General features: G+C 38.6%; 11 protein-coding genes. 4 read left to right on the forward strand and 7 right to left on the reverse strand.

The window, feature by feature from the left end:
- Nucleotides 1–843 carry a UDP-2,3-diacylglucosamine diphosphatase gene (locus tag Q2U82_RS12725; RefSeq protein ID WP_410005232.1) on the reverse strand — a complete coding sequence of 281 codons (843 nt, stop codon included), beginning with the start codon at nt 841–843 and terminating at the stop codon, nt 1–3.
- Between the two features lie 258 nt (nt 844–1,101).
- On the opposite strand from Q2U82_RS12725, the gene Q2U82_RS12730 reads away from it, so the two are divergent.
- From Q2U82_RS12730 to Q2U82_RS12745, 4 genes are all read left to right on the forward strand, one after another.
- Nucleotides 1,102–2,445, forward strand: a complete 1,344-nt coding sequence (locus tag Q2U82_RS12730; RefSeq protein ID WP_410005233.1) for a flavin-containing monooxygenase — start codon at nt 1,102–1,104, stop codon at nt 2,443–2,445.
- Between the two features lie 168 nt (nt 2,446–2,613).
- A complete protein-coding gene (aroC, locus tag Q2U82_RS12735; RefSeq protein WP_410005234.1) occupies nt 2,614–3,678 on the forward strand; it encodes a chorismate synthase in 1,065 nt (354 codons plus the stop codon).
- Between the two features lie 17 nt (nt 3,679–3,695).
- Entirely contained in the window at nt 3,696–5,141 is a 1,446-nt protein-coding gene (locus Q2U82_RS12740) for a dicarboxylate/amino acid:cation symporter (RefSeq protein ID WP_410005235.1), read from the forward strand.
- 151 nt (nt 5,142–5,292) lie between these two features.
- Nucleotides 5,293–6,090 (forward strand): hypothetical protein, encoded by a 798-nt coding sequence (locus tag Q2U82_RS12745; RefSeq protein ID WP_410005236.1) that lies wholly within the window; start codon nt 5,293–5,295, stop codon nt 6,088–6,090.
- Nucleotides 6,091–6,153: 63 nt separating this feature from the next.
- Here Q2U82_RS12745 and Q2U82_RS12750 read toward each other — a convergent pair whose 3' ends face one another.
- The 6 genes from Q2U82_RS12750 to Q2U82_RS12775 form a co-directional block, all read right to left on the reverse strand.
- Nucleotides 6,154–9,030: a T9SS type A sorting domain-containing protein gene (locus Q2U82_RS12750; protein ID WP_410005237.1), complete on the reverse strand. Its 2,877-nt coding sequence runs from the start codon at nt 9,028–9,030 to the stop codon at nt 6,154–6,156.
- A gap of 29 nt (nt 9,031–9,059) precedes the next feature.
- Nucleotides 9,060–9,758, reverse strand: coding sequence for a response regulator transcription factor (locus tag Q2U82_RS12755; RefSeq protein WP_068760175.1), 699 nt, complete (start codon nt 9,756–9,758; stop codon nt 9,060–9,062).
- On the reverse strand, nt 9,755–11,140 hold the full coding sequence (locus tag Q2U82_RS12760) for a sensor histidine kinase (RefSeq protein ID WP_410005238.1): 1,386 nt from the start codon (nt 11,138–11,140) through the stop codon (nt 9,755–9,757). Before Q2U82_RS12760 ends, Q2U82_RS12755 begins: the two co-directional genes overlap by 4 nt.
- Before the next feature lie 193 nt (nt 11,141–11,333).
- Nucleotides 11,334–14,894 (reverse strand): T9SS type A sorting domain-containing protein, encoded by a 3,561-nt coding sequence (locus Q2U82_RS12765; RefSeq protein ID WP_410005239.1) that lies wholly within the window; start codon nt 14,892–14,894, stop codon nt 11,334–11,336.
- Nucleotides 14,895–15,090: 196 nt separating this feature from the next.
- A complete protein-coding gene (locus Q2U82_RS12770; protein WP_410005240.1) occupies nt 15,091–15,495 on the reverse strand; it encodes a thiol-disulfide oxidoreductase DCC family protein in 405 nt (134 codons plus the stop codon).
- 70 nt (nt 15,496–15,565) lie between these two features.
- A complete protein-coding gene (locus tag Q2U82_RS12775; protein WP_410005241.1) occupies nt 15,566–17,764 on the reverse strand; it encodes an endonuclease MutS2 in 2,199 nt (732 codons plus the stop codon).
- Nucleotides 17,765–17,771 lie beyond the last annotated feature (7 nt).

Raw genomic sequence — 17,771 nt, forward strand, 5'->3', positions numbered from 1 at the left:
TTAAAGCATGGACTTAAAGGCTTTCATTGCCGCAACCATGTTCTCAAATCCTTCTGATTCATCTTCAAGCAAAATTTCTTCTGGTAAAAAGATTTGTTGTGGATTGTGATAGGAATATAATTTCCAATGTTCGTTATTATATTCCAAAGCTGTAAGATTTTCTATCCAATCACCACTATTTAAATATTGGCAACTTCCTTTATCTGTCTCAATTTTTTTAATGCACGGCTGATGGATATGGCCACATACTACATATTGAAAATCATTGTCAATTGCCAAATCGGTGGCGGTTTTTTCAAAATTGTCTATGAATTTTACGGCAGATTTTACACTGTTTTTGATTTTTTTTGAGAGTGAATATTTTTCACGACCTGCTTTCTCCAATAAATAATTTACAAACCTGTTGAAAAGAATCAATAGATCATAACCCCAACCTCCAAGTTTTGCAATCCATTTTGCATGCTGTACGGATGCATCAAAAACATCTCCGTGAAAAAACCACGCTTTTTTTCCGTCAATGTTTAGTAAAAGCTTATCAATAATTTGAATATTGCCCATCTTTGTATTGCTAAACCTTCGCAATTTTTCATCATGGTTTCCGGTGATGTAATACACTTTTGTGCCTTTTGCGGCAAGGGACAAAAGTTTTTTAATTATTAAAAGATGTGCTTTTGGAAAATAACGCTTTCGGAATTGCCAAATGTCTATTATATCACCGTTCAAAATTATTTTTTTCGGCTTTACAGAATTTAAGTAATGGAGAAGCTCTTTGGCGTGACAGCCGTAAGTCCCTAAATGGACATCAGATATCACAACAATTTCAACATTTCTTTTCAAAAGCATATATTTTCTATACAAATTTCTAAATTTTATAAAGGAAAGACTTTATGTCAATGTTACTATTATTTGGCTTTATGGTTATTTGATGTTTCAAATGTTTATAAAAGATTAAGGGCTTTAATATCCTCCTCCTATTTTTTTTATTTAATAAAAACTTAAATGCTGATTGAATTTGGAAAACCTTTGTATTTTACAAACCAACAATTGTCAAGATTAAAGGATTATTTAATTGAAGTGATCTAAGATCAAAATGAATAAATTATGATAAATAAAAAATTAGATAATCACCATTTAATAATTGGCGCAGGGCCCGTTGGTTTAGCTGTTGCAAAATCTTTCAAAGAGGCTGGAATTCCATACCATCAAGTAGATGCCGATGATGCTGTTGGTGGCAATTGGTATCACGGCACCTATAAATCTGCTCATATTCTTTCTGCAAGAAAAGTAATGGAATATCCCGACTTTAAAATGCCTGAGGATTATCCAGATTTTCCGAGTAGTGGGCAAATGCTGGCGTATTATCAAAGCTATGCCTCGCATTATAGATTAGCGGAGTCCATTCAATTCAACACTAAAGTAATACGCATTAATCCAATAATTGATAATTTATGGGAAGTAACCTTTTCAGATAAAACGATTAAAACTTACAAAGGAGTAATAGTTTGCAATGGCCACCATTGGAGCAAAAATTTTCCAAAGTATGAAGGTAGTTTCACAGGCGAGACCTTTCATTCCAAAGATTACAAGTCGTCTGATCAGTTAAAAGACAAGAGGGTTCTTGTAATTGGCGCTGGAAATTCGGCCTTTGATATTGCTTCAGAGTCAGCCCGGGTAAGTTCCAAAAACTTTTTGAGTGTTCGCCGTGGTATTTGGATCTTCCCAAAAACGTTTATGGGGAAACCCCTTGCATCTTTAAAAGTGCCACCCATACCCGATTGGCTCAGGGAAAGTTTAATAAAAATGATGCTTAAACTTACTATTGGGAGCCACAAGGAATACGGACTGCCCAAACCAGAATCGAAGGTTTTCGATAGGCATCCTACGGTGAATACCGAAACCCTTATGCACGTGAAGCACGGAAGGACCATAATTAAAGGTGCCGTAAAAAGATTTTTAGGAAATCAAGTAGAATTTGAAGATGGCAGTAGAGAGGATGTTGACACCATTGTTTACGCAACCGGTTTCAAGACAGCTTTCCCTTTTCTTCCAAAAGAACTTTGCAGGGTTGAAAAAGCACATGTAAAGGTTTACGGTTTTAGTATGTACGATACCTACAAGGGACTTTATTTAGTGGGATGGATGCAACCAAGAGGGGGCGTGGGCTCCCTGATAACACCTTATGCAAATTTATTGGCCAATTTCATAAAACTCCAAGATAAAGTAAACTGCCCCGTTGGAATGATACTAAAAAAGATGGGAGAGCCTTTGCCTACCAGCCATTTAATTGGAGGTGCACAAGTAATAAAATGGATTGAAAAAACTGAAAGAAAAATTGATGCAATAGAGAAAGAAGGGTTAAAGATTGATAAAGACCTCGATGATTTTAAGAATAAGCCACTAGCGCCTAATTCTGAACCGCTTCAAATAGGGATGCAGGTTTATTGATTGTGAATTTTTACAGATTTGATTCATTCTCGTTCGGCTCACCTTACGTTTCCGTCCATTTCAATTGGCATAAGCAGAATTTTGAACGCGAAATCGTGAATCCTGAATTTTAAACCGTGAATCTTGAATTATTAAATCCGAAAGTTTACATTTGTTGAAAACACACCTATGGCGGGCAATTCCTTCGGAAGAATTTTTAAACTTTCCACCTTTGGAGAATCACACGGTGATGCCATTGGCGGAATTATAGACGGTTGTCCTGCAGGAATTTTCCTCGATTTCAAAGCTATAAATGCAGAAATGCAACGTCGCAAACCTGGCCAATCTGCCATAGTAACCCAACGAAAAGAAGAAGACGAAGTGAAATTTCTTTCAGGAATATTTGAAGGGAAAACTACAGGCACACCCATTGGTTTTATTATTGAAAATACCGATCAAAAAAGTAAGGATTATAGCCATATTAAAGACATTTACCGTCCTTCACACGCTGATTATACCTATGATAAAAAATACGGAATTCGCGACTATCGCGGCGGTGGCCGTTCTTCTGCCCGTGAAACTGCTTGTAGGGTAGTTGCCGGTGCTATCGCAAAACAATTACTAAAAGATATAAAAATTACTGCATACGTTTCTTCCGTAGGCGAAATGGAACTCAAAAAGAATTATTCAGAACTTGACTTTTCAGAAATTGAAAAAAATCCCGTCCGTTGCCCACATGCCGAAATGGCTTCAAAAATGGAAGATTATATAAAATCAATCCGAAAAGAAGGTGATACCATTGGCGGCATTGTAACTTGTGTTATCCAAAATGTTCCCATTGGTTTAGGCGAGCCTGTTTTTGACAAGCTCCACGCCGAACTGGGCAAAGCGATGCTTTCCATAAATGCCGTAAAAGGTTTTGAATACGGAAGTGGTTTTGCTGGCACTGAAATGAAAGGAAGCGAACATAATGATATTTTTGAAGCAGATGGAAGCACTAAAACAAACTACAGCGGCGGAATTCAAGGTGGAATAAGCAATGGCGAAGATATTTACTTTAAAGTAGCCTTTAAACCTGTTGCTACCATTATGCAAAAACAGGACACCATAGATAGCAAAGGAAACAAAGCTGAAGCCGAGGGAAAAGGACGTCACGATCCTTGTGTTGTGCCGAGAGCCGTACCAATTGTTGAATCAATGGCTGCATTGGTTTTGGTCGATTTCTATCTATTAAACAAAATTTCAAGACTTTAAAAAAACTTACTATTTACATGAAAAAACTCGCACTACACTGGAAAATAATTATCGGATTGGTTTTAGGAATAATCTGGGCATTGCTTTCCAGCCAATTGGGCTGGAGTGAATTTACGATAGACTGGATAGCACCATTTGGAAAAATTTTCATAAATCTTTTAAAATTAATAGCAGTGCCGTTGGTTTTGGTGTCAATAATTAGCGGTGTGGCAAACATTGGCGACCCATCCAGTTTAGGAAGAATGGGAGGGAAGACGCTGTTTGCATATTTGATTACTACACTCTTTGCTGTGAGTTTGGGTTTGGTTTTGGTAAATGCAATAAAACCAGGAAAACTTATTGATGAACAAAGTAGAATAGACAACCGGATAAGCTATGAAATCTGGGCAGCATCAGAAGGTCACCCAGTTAAAGATGGAATAAATTACTTGCAGGATCCCGCTTTTTTTGAGCGTGCTCAAAAAATTACAGACCTCTCAAAAGGTGAGCTGAAAGATGCCTCTGTAACCGAAAAAATGCAGACAGCTGAGCAAACAAAAGAGTCAACGCCTTTACAGCCATTGGTAGATTTGGTTCCTGAAAACTTTTTCTTTTCACTTACAAACAATGGATTGATGCTTCAGATTATTTTCTTCGGAATATTTTTTGGAGTTTGCCTTTTACTTATTCCCAACGAAAAATCGCATCCAGTCACCTCCTTTATGGATAGCGCAATGGAAGTTTTCCTTAAAATGGTAGATTTAGTGATGCAAGCAGCGCCTTTCTTCGTATTTGCACTATTGGCAGGTGTTGTAAGCAGGATGGCTGGAGATGATATTGGCAAAGTATATGAAATTTTTAAAGGGCTAAGCTGGTATTCCCTTACCGTATTTATAGGATTAATGCTGATGATTTTTATTGTCTATCCTTTATTGATGAAACTTTTTGTGAAAATCATTCCCTATAAAGGCTTTTTTAAAGCAATGGCACCTGCACAAACGTTGGCTTTTTCAACTTCAAGTAGTGCGGCAACACTTCCTGTTACAATGGAATGTGTAGAAGAAAATCTTGGGGTTGACAAAAAAATAACCAGCTTCGTTCTACCGATTGGTGCTACGGTAAATATGGACGGAACCTGCTTATACCAAGCTGTAGCGGTTGTATTTCTTGCGCAATTACATATGATTGATTTAACGATGGGGCAGCAATTAACAATAGTATTAACGGCTACTTTAGCATCCATAGGTTCGGCGGCTGTGCCAAGTGCGGGCTTGGTAATGCTTATCATCGTTTTAGAATCAGTTGGATTGAACCCTGCTTGGATAGCTATTATCTTTCCAGTTGATAGAATTCTGGATATGTTCCGTACCGTTGTAAATGTTACGGGCGATGCCACTGTTTCAACAATTATAGCAAAAGGCGAAGGAATGCTTAATTATAAACCACACGATAATCCCTCTGAAACTTTTGATTTGGATTCCTAATTTTTTTAAAATGGTTAGTTTTTAACAGTTTAGCCTTTGATTAAAAAAGAATAATTTATTAAATTAGTTCATTACTTCTCCCCGGCAATAAGTGCCCGATCTAATTTTTATTTTGAATTTGCCTTCTTAGCTATGACTAAATATCATAGTTATGAAAAAATTTGTCTTATTATTTTGCGTAGGCTTTACAATGGGAAATTTGTTTGGCCAAGTGGGGATTGGAACAATTAACCCTACTAATTCTTCAATGCTTGAAGTGAGCAGCACTTCTGATGGCGGACTTACTTATAAAGGCTTAATGCCGCCGCGAGTACCAAATATACCCGCTAGAAATACAATAACTCCAAATATATCTGATGCAGGATTATTGATTTTTGTAATGAATAATGGCAGTGGACAAAGCTGTTTACAAATTTGGGACGGAGGACTTTGGAATGATATATATTGCGTAACGATTCCTTCACCTGAAATTTGGATTAATGAATTTCATTATAAAAATATGGGTACTGATTCTGGTGAATTTATTGAGATTGCTGGTCCTGCAGGTTTTGATTTAAGTATTTGTACAATTGAATTATACAATGGTACTACAGGTACTAATTATCAAACTATCCCATTGAGCGGAATAATTCCAAATCAGTCCAATGGAGTGGGAACCCTTTCATTTTTGGCTCCAGGAATTCAAAATGGACCAGCAGATGGAATAGCGGTTGTTAAAGCAGGATTAGTCATACAATTTCTTAGTTACGAAGGTATATTAACTGGCAATACTGGTCCTGCCAATGGAATAACTTCTACCGATATTGGTGTGCAAGAATCTAAAACTACAACACAAATAGGCTTTTCACTTCAACTTAAAGGAACAGGAAATAAATACGGTGATTTTATTTGGAATGCACCTACGGCGGAATCTCCAGGAACTTTAAATGCTGGACAAATAATCAATTAAAAAAAAAGCGGACAGTTAAACCATCCGCTTTTCAATTACTAAACTAAATCTAATTATGAAAAATTAGTTCTTAATAACTTTATAGGTTCCAATTTCTCCGCCAATGGAAACCTTCATAAAGTAGGTTCCTGTAGCAAGGTTAGAAACATTTAATTCCATTGTATTGGCAGCATTATTCATTTCAATAACCCTTTGGCCCAAAAGATTGTAAATAGCTACATTATCTATTGTTGAAGTGGCTTTTAAGTTAACCACATCACTTGTTGGGTTTGGATAAAAACTAAAACCATCAAGCGTGTTGTCTTCAATACCAAGCACTGTAGCATTGATAAGAATATCGGTTATTCCACCTGTATTCATTACAAAAACGTAATAAGTCTGGTCGGCCAAAGTGAATATTGAAGATGAAGTGCCCGGCGCACATTGGTTTGTATTTTGGTCAACCAAAGTCAAATCTGCTTCTGTAGCGTTTTCATCAGCAGCCGTGTAAAAAGTTACTGAACTTGCACCCGCTGGAGTAACGATTGTAGCATCTGCATTTCCAGCAACGTTTGTTGTGAATTTATACCAAACACCATTAGCTCCCGTAAGATCACAATTGTTAGGGTTTCCGTTTTCAGTGGTCGCTGCAGGCATTGCAACCGCAGCATCTGTGTAAGGGAATCCTATTTGGTCAACATCAATTGCATTAGCAATCATATCGTTTGGTGGTGGCACTGGAGTACAGTCAACATTCAAACTAAAGTTTCCGGTAGCATTCAAGAAGCCGTGAACCAAAATGTAATAAGTAGTATTTCCATCACTTTGGAAAGAAACTTCAGATTGAAGTCCGCAAGCATCATCATTGGCAGTTTCGCAAACCAAAGCTCCGCAAGTTCCTGAATAAACAGTTAATTTACTGTCGTAATCCGTTCCATTACAAAGTGAAATGGTGTAATCTGTAACCAAACCACTGTTATCCGTGAATTCATACCAAACGCCAGGAGAGGTAATTGAAACGCCGCCACAGGCTGGGGCAGAAGCGTCAAAAGTTGCATTGGCAGTAGTTCCGGTAACTGTTTCGCCACAAGCTATTGGTAAAGCATTTTCACATTCATCGTTCACTGCCGTATCTACGCAAGATATTTCCATCGTAAAGTTTCCAGCACTTGTCCCGAAACCTTCTATCATAATAAAATAGGTTGTGGTTCCGTCTGAATAGAAAGTAGCTTCAGACTGCAAGCCACAATTATCATCATTATAACCTACTTGGTTAGCAAGGTCACAGTTATCATAAATTCTAATTGCAGAATCGTAATCAGTTCCGTTACAAAGTGAAACAGTTATTATTTGTGGAGTACCGTTTCCTGTATAGCTGTAAAATTCATCGTTAGCCTCATTTCCTCCAGAATCTGTGTCATTAATAGTTTCTCCAGTAACAATGTCTCCACAGGCAACTACAATGGCGCCACCACAATTGTCGTTTCCGTTGTTGTAAAGGTTGTAGTGTGAAAAATAGCCATCATAAAAACCTACAACATTAATAATGTCTTCACCCGCAAAAGGATCAAAATCTACGGAAGTACTTCTGAACGAGCCCATTGTTAAAATGTGGTTGTCGTCATTAAAATACACTTGTGGAAAATCCTCAGAATTGTTGCCACCTGTAGTCCAATGGTTAACATATTCACCCGAAGTTGTCATTTCCATAAGGAAATTATCCGTTTTTCCATTTGAAGTTGTAAGTGCTTCCGCAGCGCTATTGTCAAAATCGGTTGTGCCATTAAAGGCTCCGGTTACAAAAAGGTTTCCGTTGAAGCCTTCGGTTATATCGTAAAAATGCTCAAGATCTGTAGTTTCGCCGCCAAGAACGTAACTGAAGTCATAATTTCCATTGGTATCAAATTTGCTTAAAAAAGCATCATAAGGGCCGTTGGAAACTTGGGTATTCGTACCAGCCGTTGGGTCTAAATCAACGGTGCCTGAGAACATTCCTTCCACATAAACTCCAGAAGGCAGGTCATTAATCGATTTGAAAACATCCAACCCAGTACCACCAAACGCCTGACCCCAAATATAATCACCATCGGAAGAAAGTTTTGTCATAAAAAGATCATCGCCTCCGTTTGAGGTAAAGGTTGAAGTTCCTGCATTTGGATCAAGATCTACCGTATTTCTGAATCTTCCTCCAATCAAAATATCTTCATTTGTGTCAAACTCCATATCCACTATTTCAACAATACCCGTTGATCCCAAAGTTTTTACCCAAATAAAATTCCCCTCGGTATCCAGTTTCAAAAGAAATCCATCAGGCGAAGAGCCACCATTGGTTGAAAATAATTCAAACGAAGTGTTCGGGTCTGGATCAAAATCAGCATACACAAAACTTCCGCCAATATATACGTTTCCAGCACTGTCAACTTCGATAGATTTGGAATCTTCGTTAACATTTGCACCCGCTGGGTTACTTACTTGCTTTGCCCAAACAAAATCACCGTTGCTATCCAATTTTATGATAAAACAATCACGGCTCAAAAAAGGTGAAGGCTGGCTCAATTGGTACACGCCCGGACCCGGATCTGCATCGAAAGATTGAGAACCGGCGCCTTGAAAGTAACCAGTTATATAAAGATTGTCATTAGCGTCCACAGCAACATCAGTTGCCACATCGTCAAATCCGCCACCAAAACCTTTCACCCAAACTGGGTTTCCATCGTTATCATATTTCGCCAAAAAACCATCGGCATTTCCTCCTGCCCAGGTTATAGAGTTGCCAATGGTAATGGTTCCTGAATAAATACCTGCTGCATAAACATTGCCTTGGCTGTCCATAGCCGAACGATATGCAAAGTCAATGGAGCCATCGCCAAAAGTGGTAGTTCCATAATACTCTTGGGCCGAGGCAATAGCTCCCAACAGGAAGATCGCAGCCACGAGTACTGTTTTTGTAATAGTTTTCATTTTCACTTTGTTTTAATTAATAATTGGATTTAATTTTTAATATTGAATTCCAGACCTATTCCGCGAACACTGTCAATACTGATGTTGGGATCGTCCTGAAGCCTTTTGCGGACACGTGTAATGAATACGTCCATACTTCTTCCGGAGAAAAAATCTGTTTTGTTCCACACGTGCAGAAGAATATCGTCACGTTTTATCAATTGGTTTCTGTTTGAATAGAGATAAAAAAGCAATCGAGCTTCTTTTTCAGTGATCTTTTGGGTTTTGTCGTTAATTTTCAATTCCAGATTTGTAGCGTCGAACGCGTATTTTCCAATGGAAATGATTTCATTTTGGGGAAGTTCGGCGCGAACGGTTCGCTGTTGTTCCGCACGGTTCATAATATTTTTTATGCGAAGGATCAATTCCTCTGCCTCAAAAGGTTTTACCACATAATCATCCGCGCCAAGTTTTAAACCTTTTATTCTGTCTTCCTTTGTTTTACGGGCTGTAAGAAATAGAAAAGGAATTTCCGGATTCACTTCAATTATTTTTTCCGCAAGTGAAAAACCGTCCATAATAGGCATCATTACATCCAGAATACAGATGTCAAAATCGCCATTCTTAAAAATTTCAAAACCTTCATTACCATCCTTTGCCCAAGAAACAGAGAATTTATTAAGCTCCAAATATTGTTTCAGCATGGTTCCGAAATCCAAATCATCTTCTGCTAAGAGTATGTTTTTCATATTATTGGAATTTTAATGGTGAATATTGAACCTTTGTTGGCTTCGCTTTCTACAGAAATGCTTCCGCGGTGGGCTTTTATTATTTGCTTTGTGTAATAAAGTCCCAGCCCCAAACCTTTGTAATTATGGGTGTCTTTTTCGCTCACGCGATAAAATTTCTCAAAAATGAAGCGTTGGTATTTTGGAGAAATCCCGATGCCGTTATCCTTTATGCTGATGTAATGGGTGGAATCAGCTTTGTCAATTCCGTAGCTTACCGTCAATTCAGTACCGCCATATTTTATGGCGTTGTTCAACAGATTTATTATTGCCGTACTCAAATAGAATTTATCGGCTTCAAGCGCAATTCCAGTACTGTCAATGTTTCTGTGAAGTTTTATTTCTGAAGAATTTACGGAGAGCAAATAATCGTCCAGCAATTCATTCATAAAAATGCTGCCATTAAAAGTTTCTTTTGAAAGCTGGATTTCCTGATAGCCCAAACTGCTTTGCAGTACTTGGTCTATCAGCTTTTGGAGTCTGGTATTCTGTCTGTCAATTATTTGTACTGCGCCATCGGCAATTTCCTTATTTCCATTGGCGTGTTCGCTAGTCAAGGTTTTGGTTGCAAGTGAAAGCGTGGAAAGCGGAGTTTTAAGTTCGTGGGTAATGTTATTGATGAAATCTGTCTTTATTTCAGCCACACGTTTCTGTTTCATCAAATTTTGAATGGAATAATAGAGTAGCCCAACTACAAATAAAAACAGCAAGCAGGAAGCAACAAATAAAACTGAAAGTTCCTTTGTTAAAACGGAATTCCAGTTTAAAACATTCATAAAAATGCTGGTCTTAAAATTAAGTTTAAAAAAATCTGGATTGCCGTTATTTACGAAATCATGATCCTCTTGCCAGTTACTATATGTAATTAGTGCGGCATTCTGTGAGTCAAAATTTTCACCGAGCAACATGATTTTATCCGGATCATCTTCTTTGTATAACGTATCTGTATTTCCCAAACTGTCACTAACTGAGATTGAGCTTACAGACTTTTTAAATTGAATATCAACTCCGGGCATTTCAGCCTCCATTCCTTTTTTATAAACCGCCAAAAAGCCAGGATTTATTTCCTCGGTTTTTTGTTTTAAACGTTGAAGAGCATCCTTTTTAGAAATTTCTCCTTTTTTTAATGCCTCCAATTGTGTAAAGAAATCATTGCGGTATAACCACATTATGGAATCTACTTCTTTTGTATAATATACTTTTGAAATAGCCATCCTAGCATCAATGCTGAACGTTTTTTTCTTTAGCTCGTAGGTATTGTAAATAAGATACCCCTGAATGCCGATAAGCGCGATCAGGGTAAAAATTGAAATGGCGACTAAGCCTTTAAACTTCAGTTGCATGACGTAAATGTATTGTTTAGGTGAAAAGTTAAGGAAATAACGCGAGTCGTTAACTTATCGTTAACCTAACATATTCTTTGAACTTATGATTTTCATGAGCGATTTTGTGTCTTGAATAGAAAGTAAACAATAAAAAGCCCCTTTCCAAAAAGATGAAAAGAGGCTTAAAAAAAACAATTTAAAGGGAGTAAATTTATTGTTTTATAATTTTAAAGGTTTCTACAGAATTGTAGCCTAAAACCTTCACAAGATAAATTCCTTTTGAAAGTCCAGAAACATTAAGTTCTTCCTTAGTGCTGTTTACTGCTTTATCAATAATAAGTTGTCCGTTAATATTGAAAAGCATAACGCGTTCAAAAGAATCCGGAGATTTTATATGAAGTACATCCTGTACCGGGTTAGGGTAGTAAGTGTACTCTTGTGCAGTGGAATGGTCTTCAACTCCCAAAATGGTTGGTTCTAATTTTAAAATGAAACCAACGCGTTGGTTGTTGGCATCTCTACCTGCACCAACTACTGTAGTGCCATCTGCTGAAATATTCAGTGGAAGTGACATAATAACACCTTGGGTGTCAATTCCCAAAGATTCTGCATAAGTGTTTAAATCTGTTACGCCAAGGGCTTCCGTCCAAATAAAACCACTACCAAATAAAGCTGGGCCTTGCGGACGATAAAATCCAACCATAATGCTTCCATCTCCCGAAACTCCGGTAGTAGCTCCTCTCCAGCCTGACTGTAATGGGGGCCCCAGATTTTCAAGACCAGTGGCTTCACTCCATCTGTATGCCTGGAAACTATTTGTAGAACTTCCTTCGCCACCTACCCATACGCCATCATCAGAAATTGCTGCTGCGGCCAAGGCTCTTTCACCCGTTGGGAAATAAATAAGCTGTTGCACTCCGTTGGTCCAAATAGCTGCTTGACGAAAACCAGTTGCGCTATCCTGCCAACCTACAATTACGGAACCGTCTTCACTTACGGCATCGGCCCTCGTGCTTCTATCAGTTACTGTAGAGCCTAAATCAATTACACCTGTAGTCTCTGTCCAAGAAATTGCGTGGGCACCACCGGCAGATAGCCATCCTAAACCAACAACTGTCTCGCCATCGCCTGAGATTCCCCAAGAAGAGCTAATTTGGTCTCCGCTTTGTCCTCCAATCCCGCCGAGTGGAGTCCAAGTTTGTGTCGGCACGTCATAAATTGACATTTCTTTTGCGTTGCTCGCAGGGTTCAAATATGGGCCGACAATTTTAGTGCCGTCGTTAGACATTTCCACATCGCCTCCGGTTCCATTTCCGGGAGGAAGGCCACCAATACTTTGAACGCCACTGCTTTCAACCCACATAAAGTTTTCAGAAGTATTATAACCGGCAGCTGCAGAACCATTTGCGTTTACACCAGTTATGGTTGAATTTGGCACAAGTATCAACTCGCCGCCCGAAGGAATAACGTTTACTGAAACATTCATATCAAACAACAAAAACCCTCCGGCTACACTACCGCCCATTGCGTGAACAGCAACATAATACTCTCCTGAAGTTGTGGGGGTAAATGTTTCCGAAGCAGTGTATGCTAGGGATTTTAGGTCGTTTCCGTCATTTTGGCCAGGAAAAGTACCTTGTTGAAGAATATCATTGTAAGTGCCCAAAACAGTTTGAAATGCTGCAGACGAGTTAGGTTCGTCCGTAATCACCAATTCAAAGTTTTCTGAAGCTGTACCGTTTCCTAAGTTAAGGGCGTTATAATCTGTTTCAATAAGATATTCAGTTCCAGCTACCAGTTCTATCTTTCGGGTAAATGCCCAATCGTCTTTGGCTGTCATTCCTGCGTTTTGCGGAAGCATTATTAAAACCGGATCGTTATTTCCGTCACCAGTAATATCGGTTTGGTCGTTGTATGCCCATACAGGCAACATATTGTCAGTATCCTCATATTCCCAGCATTCTGGGGTTCCATTGCTCATGTCTTCAGTATATGGCACGGTTGCAGCTGTACAAAGAGGTACTATTGGGTCTGTGTTCACGGTAACCTCAAAAAGCGCGAATCCACCAGCCTCGTTACCTGTAGCACCAGTAGCGTGTATGGCAACATAATATTCACCAGAAACACTTGGCGTAAAGGCTTCTTCTGAACGATATGCTTGTGATTTTACGTCATTTCCATTGTTTTGCCCTGGAAAAACGCCTTGTTGCGAAATATCGGTATAAGTTCCCAATACTTCACTGAAAGTTGCTGTTGAGTTTTGGGCATCGGTAATTACCAATTCAAAACTTTCAAAAGCAGTTGTATTTCCTAAATTAAGCGCGTTGTAAAGTGCTGAAACATAATATTGTGTTCCGGCCTCCATTTGTATTTTCTTTGAAAACGCCCAATCGTCCTTTTCTACAAACTGTACAGCTTGGGGAATCAATCCGTAAAAAGGATCGTCCGTTCCATCGCCATCTAAATCAATGGCATCAAAATAGGTCCATTCCGGTGAAATTCCATCTGTATCTTTATATGCCCAGCAATCAGGATCGCCGTTGCTGAAATCTTCTAAATAGGGAACGGTTGCCGCTGTAGAACAATCAATCGGCGCTTCTTCCACAGAAGTATTAAACACCAAGAAAACACCGGAATCCGTTCCTGAAGCACCAAGCGCATGGATGGCTACATAATATTCGCCAGAAGTTGTTGGTGTGAAATTTTCCAAAGCATTGTAAGCATTTGTTTTAATATCGTTACCGCTTCCATTACCTGGAAAAGTACCTTGTTGCAAAATATTATTATAGGTGCCAATAACCTCGCTAAAAGTTGCCGTTGAATTTGGAGCGTCAGTAATAACAAGTTCAAAATTCTCGTCGGCAACTGCATTTCCGAGGCCTAAGGAATTATAGTCAATCGAAATTTGGTATGCTGTTCCCGCATCCATCTGGATTTTTCTGGTAAAGGCCCAATCGTCTTTTTCCCTGTTCGAAACATTTTGTGGAATAAGCCCAACAAATGGATCGTTGGTTCCATTTCCGGTAAGGTCGATGCTGTTGTTATAAGCCCAAATTGGATTTGCATTGTCTGTATTCTCATACGTCCAGCAAACTGGAGCTCCTGCACTAAAATCTTCAAAATATGGAACTGCAATCGCAACAGAACAATCTATTGGCGCTTCTTCCACAGAAGTATTGAACACCAAGAAAACGCCAGAATCCGTTCCTGAAGCACCAAGCGCGTGGATGGCTACATAATATTCGCCAGAAGTTGTTGGTGTGAAATTTTCCAAAGCATTATATGCATTAGTTTTAATGTCGTTACCGCTTCCATTACCTGGAAATGTACCTTGTTGTAAAATATTGTTATAGGTGCCAATAACCTCACTAAAAGTTGCTGTTGAGTTGGGAGCATCACTAATAACAAGTTCAAAATTCTCATCAGCTACTGCATTTCCAAGGCCTAAGGAATTATAATCAACTGAAATTTGGTACTCTGTGCCAGCTTCCATTTGGATTTTTCTGGTAAATGCCCAATCGTCTTTTTCCCTGTTCGAAACATTTTGTGGAATAAGCCCAACAAATGGATCGTTGGTTCCGTTTCCGGTAAGGTCAATGCTGTTGTTATAACCCCAAACTGGATTTGCATTATCTGTATTTTCATACGTCCAACAAGCGGGAGCACCCGCGCTAAAATCTTCGTTGTAAGGCACAGTGGCTGCGACCGTACAATCCTGTGCAAAACCCACGGTGGAAAATGCAAGGAAAATTATTAGTAAAAAATTTTTCATTGTGAATTGTTTTTTTGATTCGGGGCTAATGTAAAAAGATATGTTGCTCGCTTCGGTTAATGAACGGTTAACGGTTAAAATATTAACATAGAGCATTTTATGAATAGAGCAATAAAGTAGACCAACAATAGATTGGATTTATATTGCTAGCTTTTATTGGAAGAGAAATAAGAATTTTACGAATTATTTGGAAGCGCTAAAGAAATTTAGATTTCAACTCTGCAGTCGGAATCATACAGCTTTCCTTTTTGCCGAACCATTTATAGCGGTTTTTGGCAATGTAATCGTAAACTGAATTTCTGAGGAATTTTGGTACAATCATAAATCCGAAAAGTAGGGGATAAGCGCCCGACAGCTGTTTGGCAATATGAAGTGCCGCTGAGGATTTTGTGTAATGTTTTTCGCCATCAATAAAAATGATGGAATCTACTTTTGAAGTGTCTATGTTGAATTTTGAAATCAGTTGTTGACCAATTTCACTTTGAAGCGCCGCAAATTTAAAAACGTTGTTTTTGTCGCGTTTAATGATATAAGTAACCGCGCCGTTGCAGAGATTGCAAACGCCGTCAAAGAGGATTATTTTTTGGTCTTTATTTTTCATATTTAGTATTCAGTCTCAGTCACAGTATACAGTTTTACTGAAATCTGCGACTGAAAACTGTAAACTTTTTTCATACTTTTTCAAGTTCCTCCAAACTTACATTGGTTGTAAACATTCCATAATTAACGATTGCCTTATTTTTCTCAATAATATCAATTGTTCCAATGGCACGGCCGTCAATCATTCGCACTCGGTCTCCAATTTTTAAGGCAACTTTTGGTTTTGGTGGTGGTAATTTTTTTGCTTTTTCCTTTTCCTCTTTTTTACGCTCGCGAATAACTTCAACTTTCTTTTCAACTTCTTTAATAACCTCTCGCTCTTTAGCTTTTACAACCTTTTTCACTTTTGGTGCAAGCTTTTTTCGTTTGCTGTTTTCAATCATTACAAGTTTCATCAACTCGTCAATCAACTGCTTTTTCTGTTTATTGTTGAAATATTTTTCAGAAAGTACATCGACCTTTTTTCCCAAGCTTATAAGCTTTTGATTTGCATCAAACAATTCCTGATAGCTTTCCAATTTTTCCTGCACGCGGGCGTTCACTTCTTCCAATTGTTTGCCTTCAATCCTAGCTTTTTGTTCCTCATTTTTCAAGGATTCAGAAGTTTTCCGAAGATTTGAACGCTCCTTTTGAAGATTGGCGATGGTTTTATCAAAACGCACTTTGCCGCGCTCAATCTTCTTTTTCGCTTTGTTGATTAAACTGTACGGAATTCCGTTTTTCTGCGCAACCTCAAAGGTATAGCTGCTTCCCGCTTCTCCCAAGTGCAACTGGTACAACGGTTCCAACGACTTATTGTCGAACTGCATGTTCGCATTTATAGCGTGCGGCAATTCATTCGCCAACAATTTTAAATTGGTGTAATGTGTGGTGATTATCCCGAAAGCTTCGCGTTCGTAAAAAACTTCCAAAAATGTTTCTGCCAAAGCGCCACCGAGTTCGGGGTCGCTTCCGGTTCCAAATTCATCAATAAGAAAAAGTGTTTTGTTATTGCACTTTTTTAGAAATTGATTCATCTTTTTTAAACGATAGCTATAGGTGCTTAGGTGGTTTTCGATGGATTGGTTATCGCCAATATCGGTCAAAATCCGTTTAAAAAAGCACATTTCACTTTGCGGTTCGGCGGAAATCAGCAAACCACTTTGGAGCATAACCTGCAAAAGCCCAACGGTTTTTAGCGTGATACTTTTCCCGCCGGCGTTGGGTCCGGAGATTACAATGATTCGTTTATCGGGAACCAATTCAATGCTTTGCGGAAATGTTTTTTCTTTCCTTTTATTGTTTGAAACCAACAACAGTGGATGAAATGCTTTTTGAAGCGAAATCTTTTTTTCCGAAACGATAATGGGCAACACGCCGTTTATTTTTAAAGCATATTTTGCTTTCGCGTAAAGCACGTCCATCGTTATCAAATATTCCTGATAGCTTGCCAAAATCGATACATGTGGACGCACAAATTCCGTCATCGCTTTTAGAATACGTTTTATTTCTTCGTCTTCCTCGTAAATTAAATTGCTGAGTTCGTTGGCATATTCCAGCGTTTCCTGCGGTTCTATGTAAACAATGCTTCCCGTCTTGGAACTGCCCAAAACGGCGCCTTTCACCTTTTTGCGGTGCATCGCTTTTACGGCAAGTACGCGGCGGTTCTCTACCACCGACTCTCGGATTTCATCCAAATAATCACTCTGTGCGTACTGTGAAAGTGCTTTTGTGAAAGAGGAATTAATCTTTCCTTTTACAACATTCAATCTTCTTCGAATCGTGCCAAGCTCGGTGGAAGCCTCATCCTTTATTTCACCGTATTTGTCAACGCGTTTGGTTATTTCTTCGGAAATGATAGAAGTGTAATTTACTTCTTCCGAAAAGGAATTCAAGTGAATATAAAATTCTTCAAATTTCTTAAAGAATTTCAAAAGAATCCGCGTGGTTTCAGAAATGGAAAGAATCTTTAGAAAACCGGAAATTTCAAGACTACTGTTTTCAATTTCGAGCAAACGAAGCTCCCTAAAAATAGGATCAAAACCGTGATTTGGGATTCTGTTGTCACCATCAAACGAAGCCGTAAATTCCTTAACACGCTGCAATTCTGGCTCAATTTCAGAAAATTCCTCAAAAGGTTTTATAGCCAAAATGGCTTCGCGACCAGGTTCGGTTACACAAAATTCTGCAACTTGCCGAAGCACGGCAGGAAATTCTAAATCCTCTAAAGTTTTACTGTCAATACGGGCTTTCCGTTTTATTTCCATTAATTTTACTTTTTCAGCAATCATACAAAAG

It is taken from the genome of Aequorivita nionensis (genome assembly GCF_046352995.1).
In the GTDB taxonomy this organism is placed as follows: Bacteria; Bacteroidota; Bacteroidia; order Flavobacteriales; family Flavobacteriaceae; genus Aequorivita; species Aequorivita nionensis.

What these genes read in the sequence shown, in the direction of transcription:
- Q2U82_RS12765 (WP_410005239.1), bottom strand. Translation starts at nt 14,894, where the DNA reads ATGAAAAATTTTTTACTAATAATTTTCCTTGCATTTTCCACCGTGGGT.
- Q2U82_RS12730 (WP_410005233.1), top strand. Translation starts at nt 1,102, where the DNA reads ATGATAAATAAAAAATTAGATAATCACCATTTAATAATTGGCGCAGGG.
- Q2U82_RS12750 (WP_410005237.1), bottom strand. Translation starts at nt 9,030, where the DNA reads ATGAAAACTATTACAAAAACAGTACTCGTGGCTGCGATCTTCCTGTTG.
- Q2U82_RS12775 (WP_410005241.1), bottom strand. Translation starts at nt 17,764, where the DNA reads ATGATTGCTGAAAAAGTAAAATTAATGGAAATAAAACGGAAAGCCCGT.
- Q2U82_RS12725 (WP_410005232.1), bottom strand. Translation starts at nt 843, where the DNA reads ATGCTTTTGAAAAGAAATGTTGAAATTGTTGTGATATCTGATGTCCAT.
- Q2U82_RS12760 (WP_410005238.1), bottom strand. Translation starts at nt 11,140, where the DNA reads ATGCAACTGAAGTTTAAAGGCTTAGTCGCCATTTCAATTTTTACCCTG.
- Q2U82_RS12770 (WP_410005240.1), bottom strand. Translation starts at nt 15,495, where the DNA reads ATGAAAAATAAAGACCAAAAAATAATCCTCTTTGACGGCGTTTGCAAT.
- aroC (WP_410005234.1), top strand. Translation starts at nt 2,614, where the DNA reads ATGGCGGGCAATTCCTTCGGAAGAATTTTTAAACTTTCCACCTTTGGA.
- Q2U82_RS12745 (WP_410005236.1), top strand. Translation starts at nt 5,293, where the DNA reads ATGAAAAAATTTGTCTTATTATTTTGCGTAGGCTTTACAATGGGAAAT.
- Q2U82_RS12740 (WP_410005235.1), top strand. Translation starts at nt 3,696, where the DNA reads ATGAAAAAACTCGCACTACACTGGAAAATAATTATCGGATTGGTTTTA.
- Q2U82_RS12755 (WP_068760175.1), bottom strand. Translation starts at nt 9,758, where the DNA reads ATGAAAAACATACTCTTAGCAGAAGATGATTTGGATTTCGGAACCATG.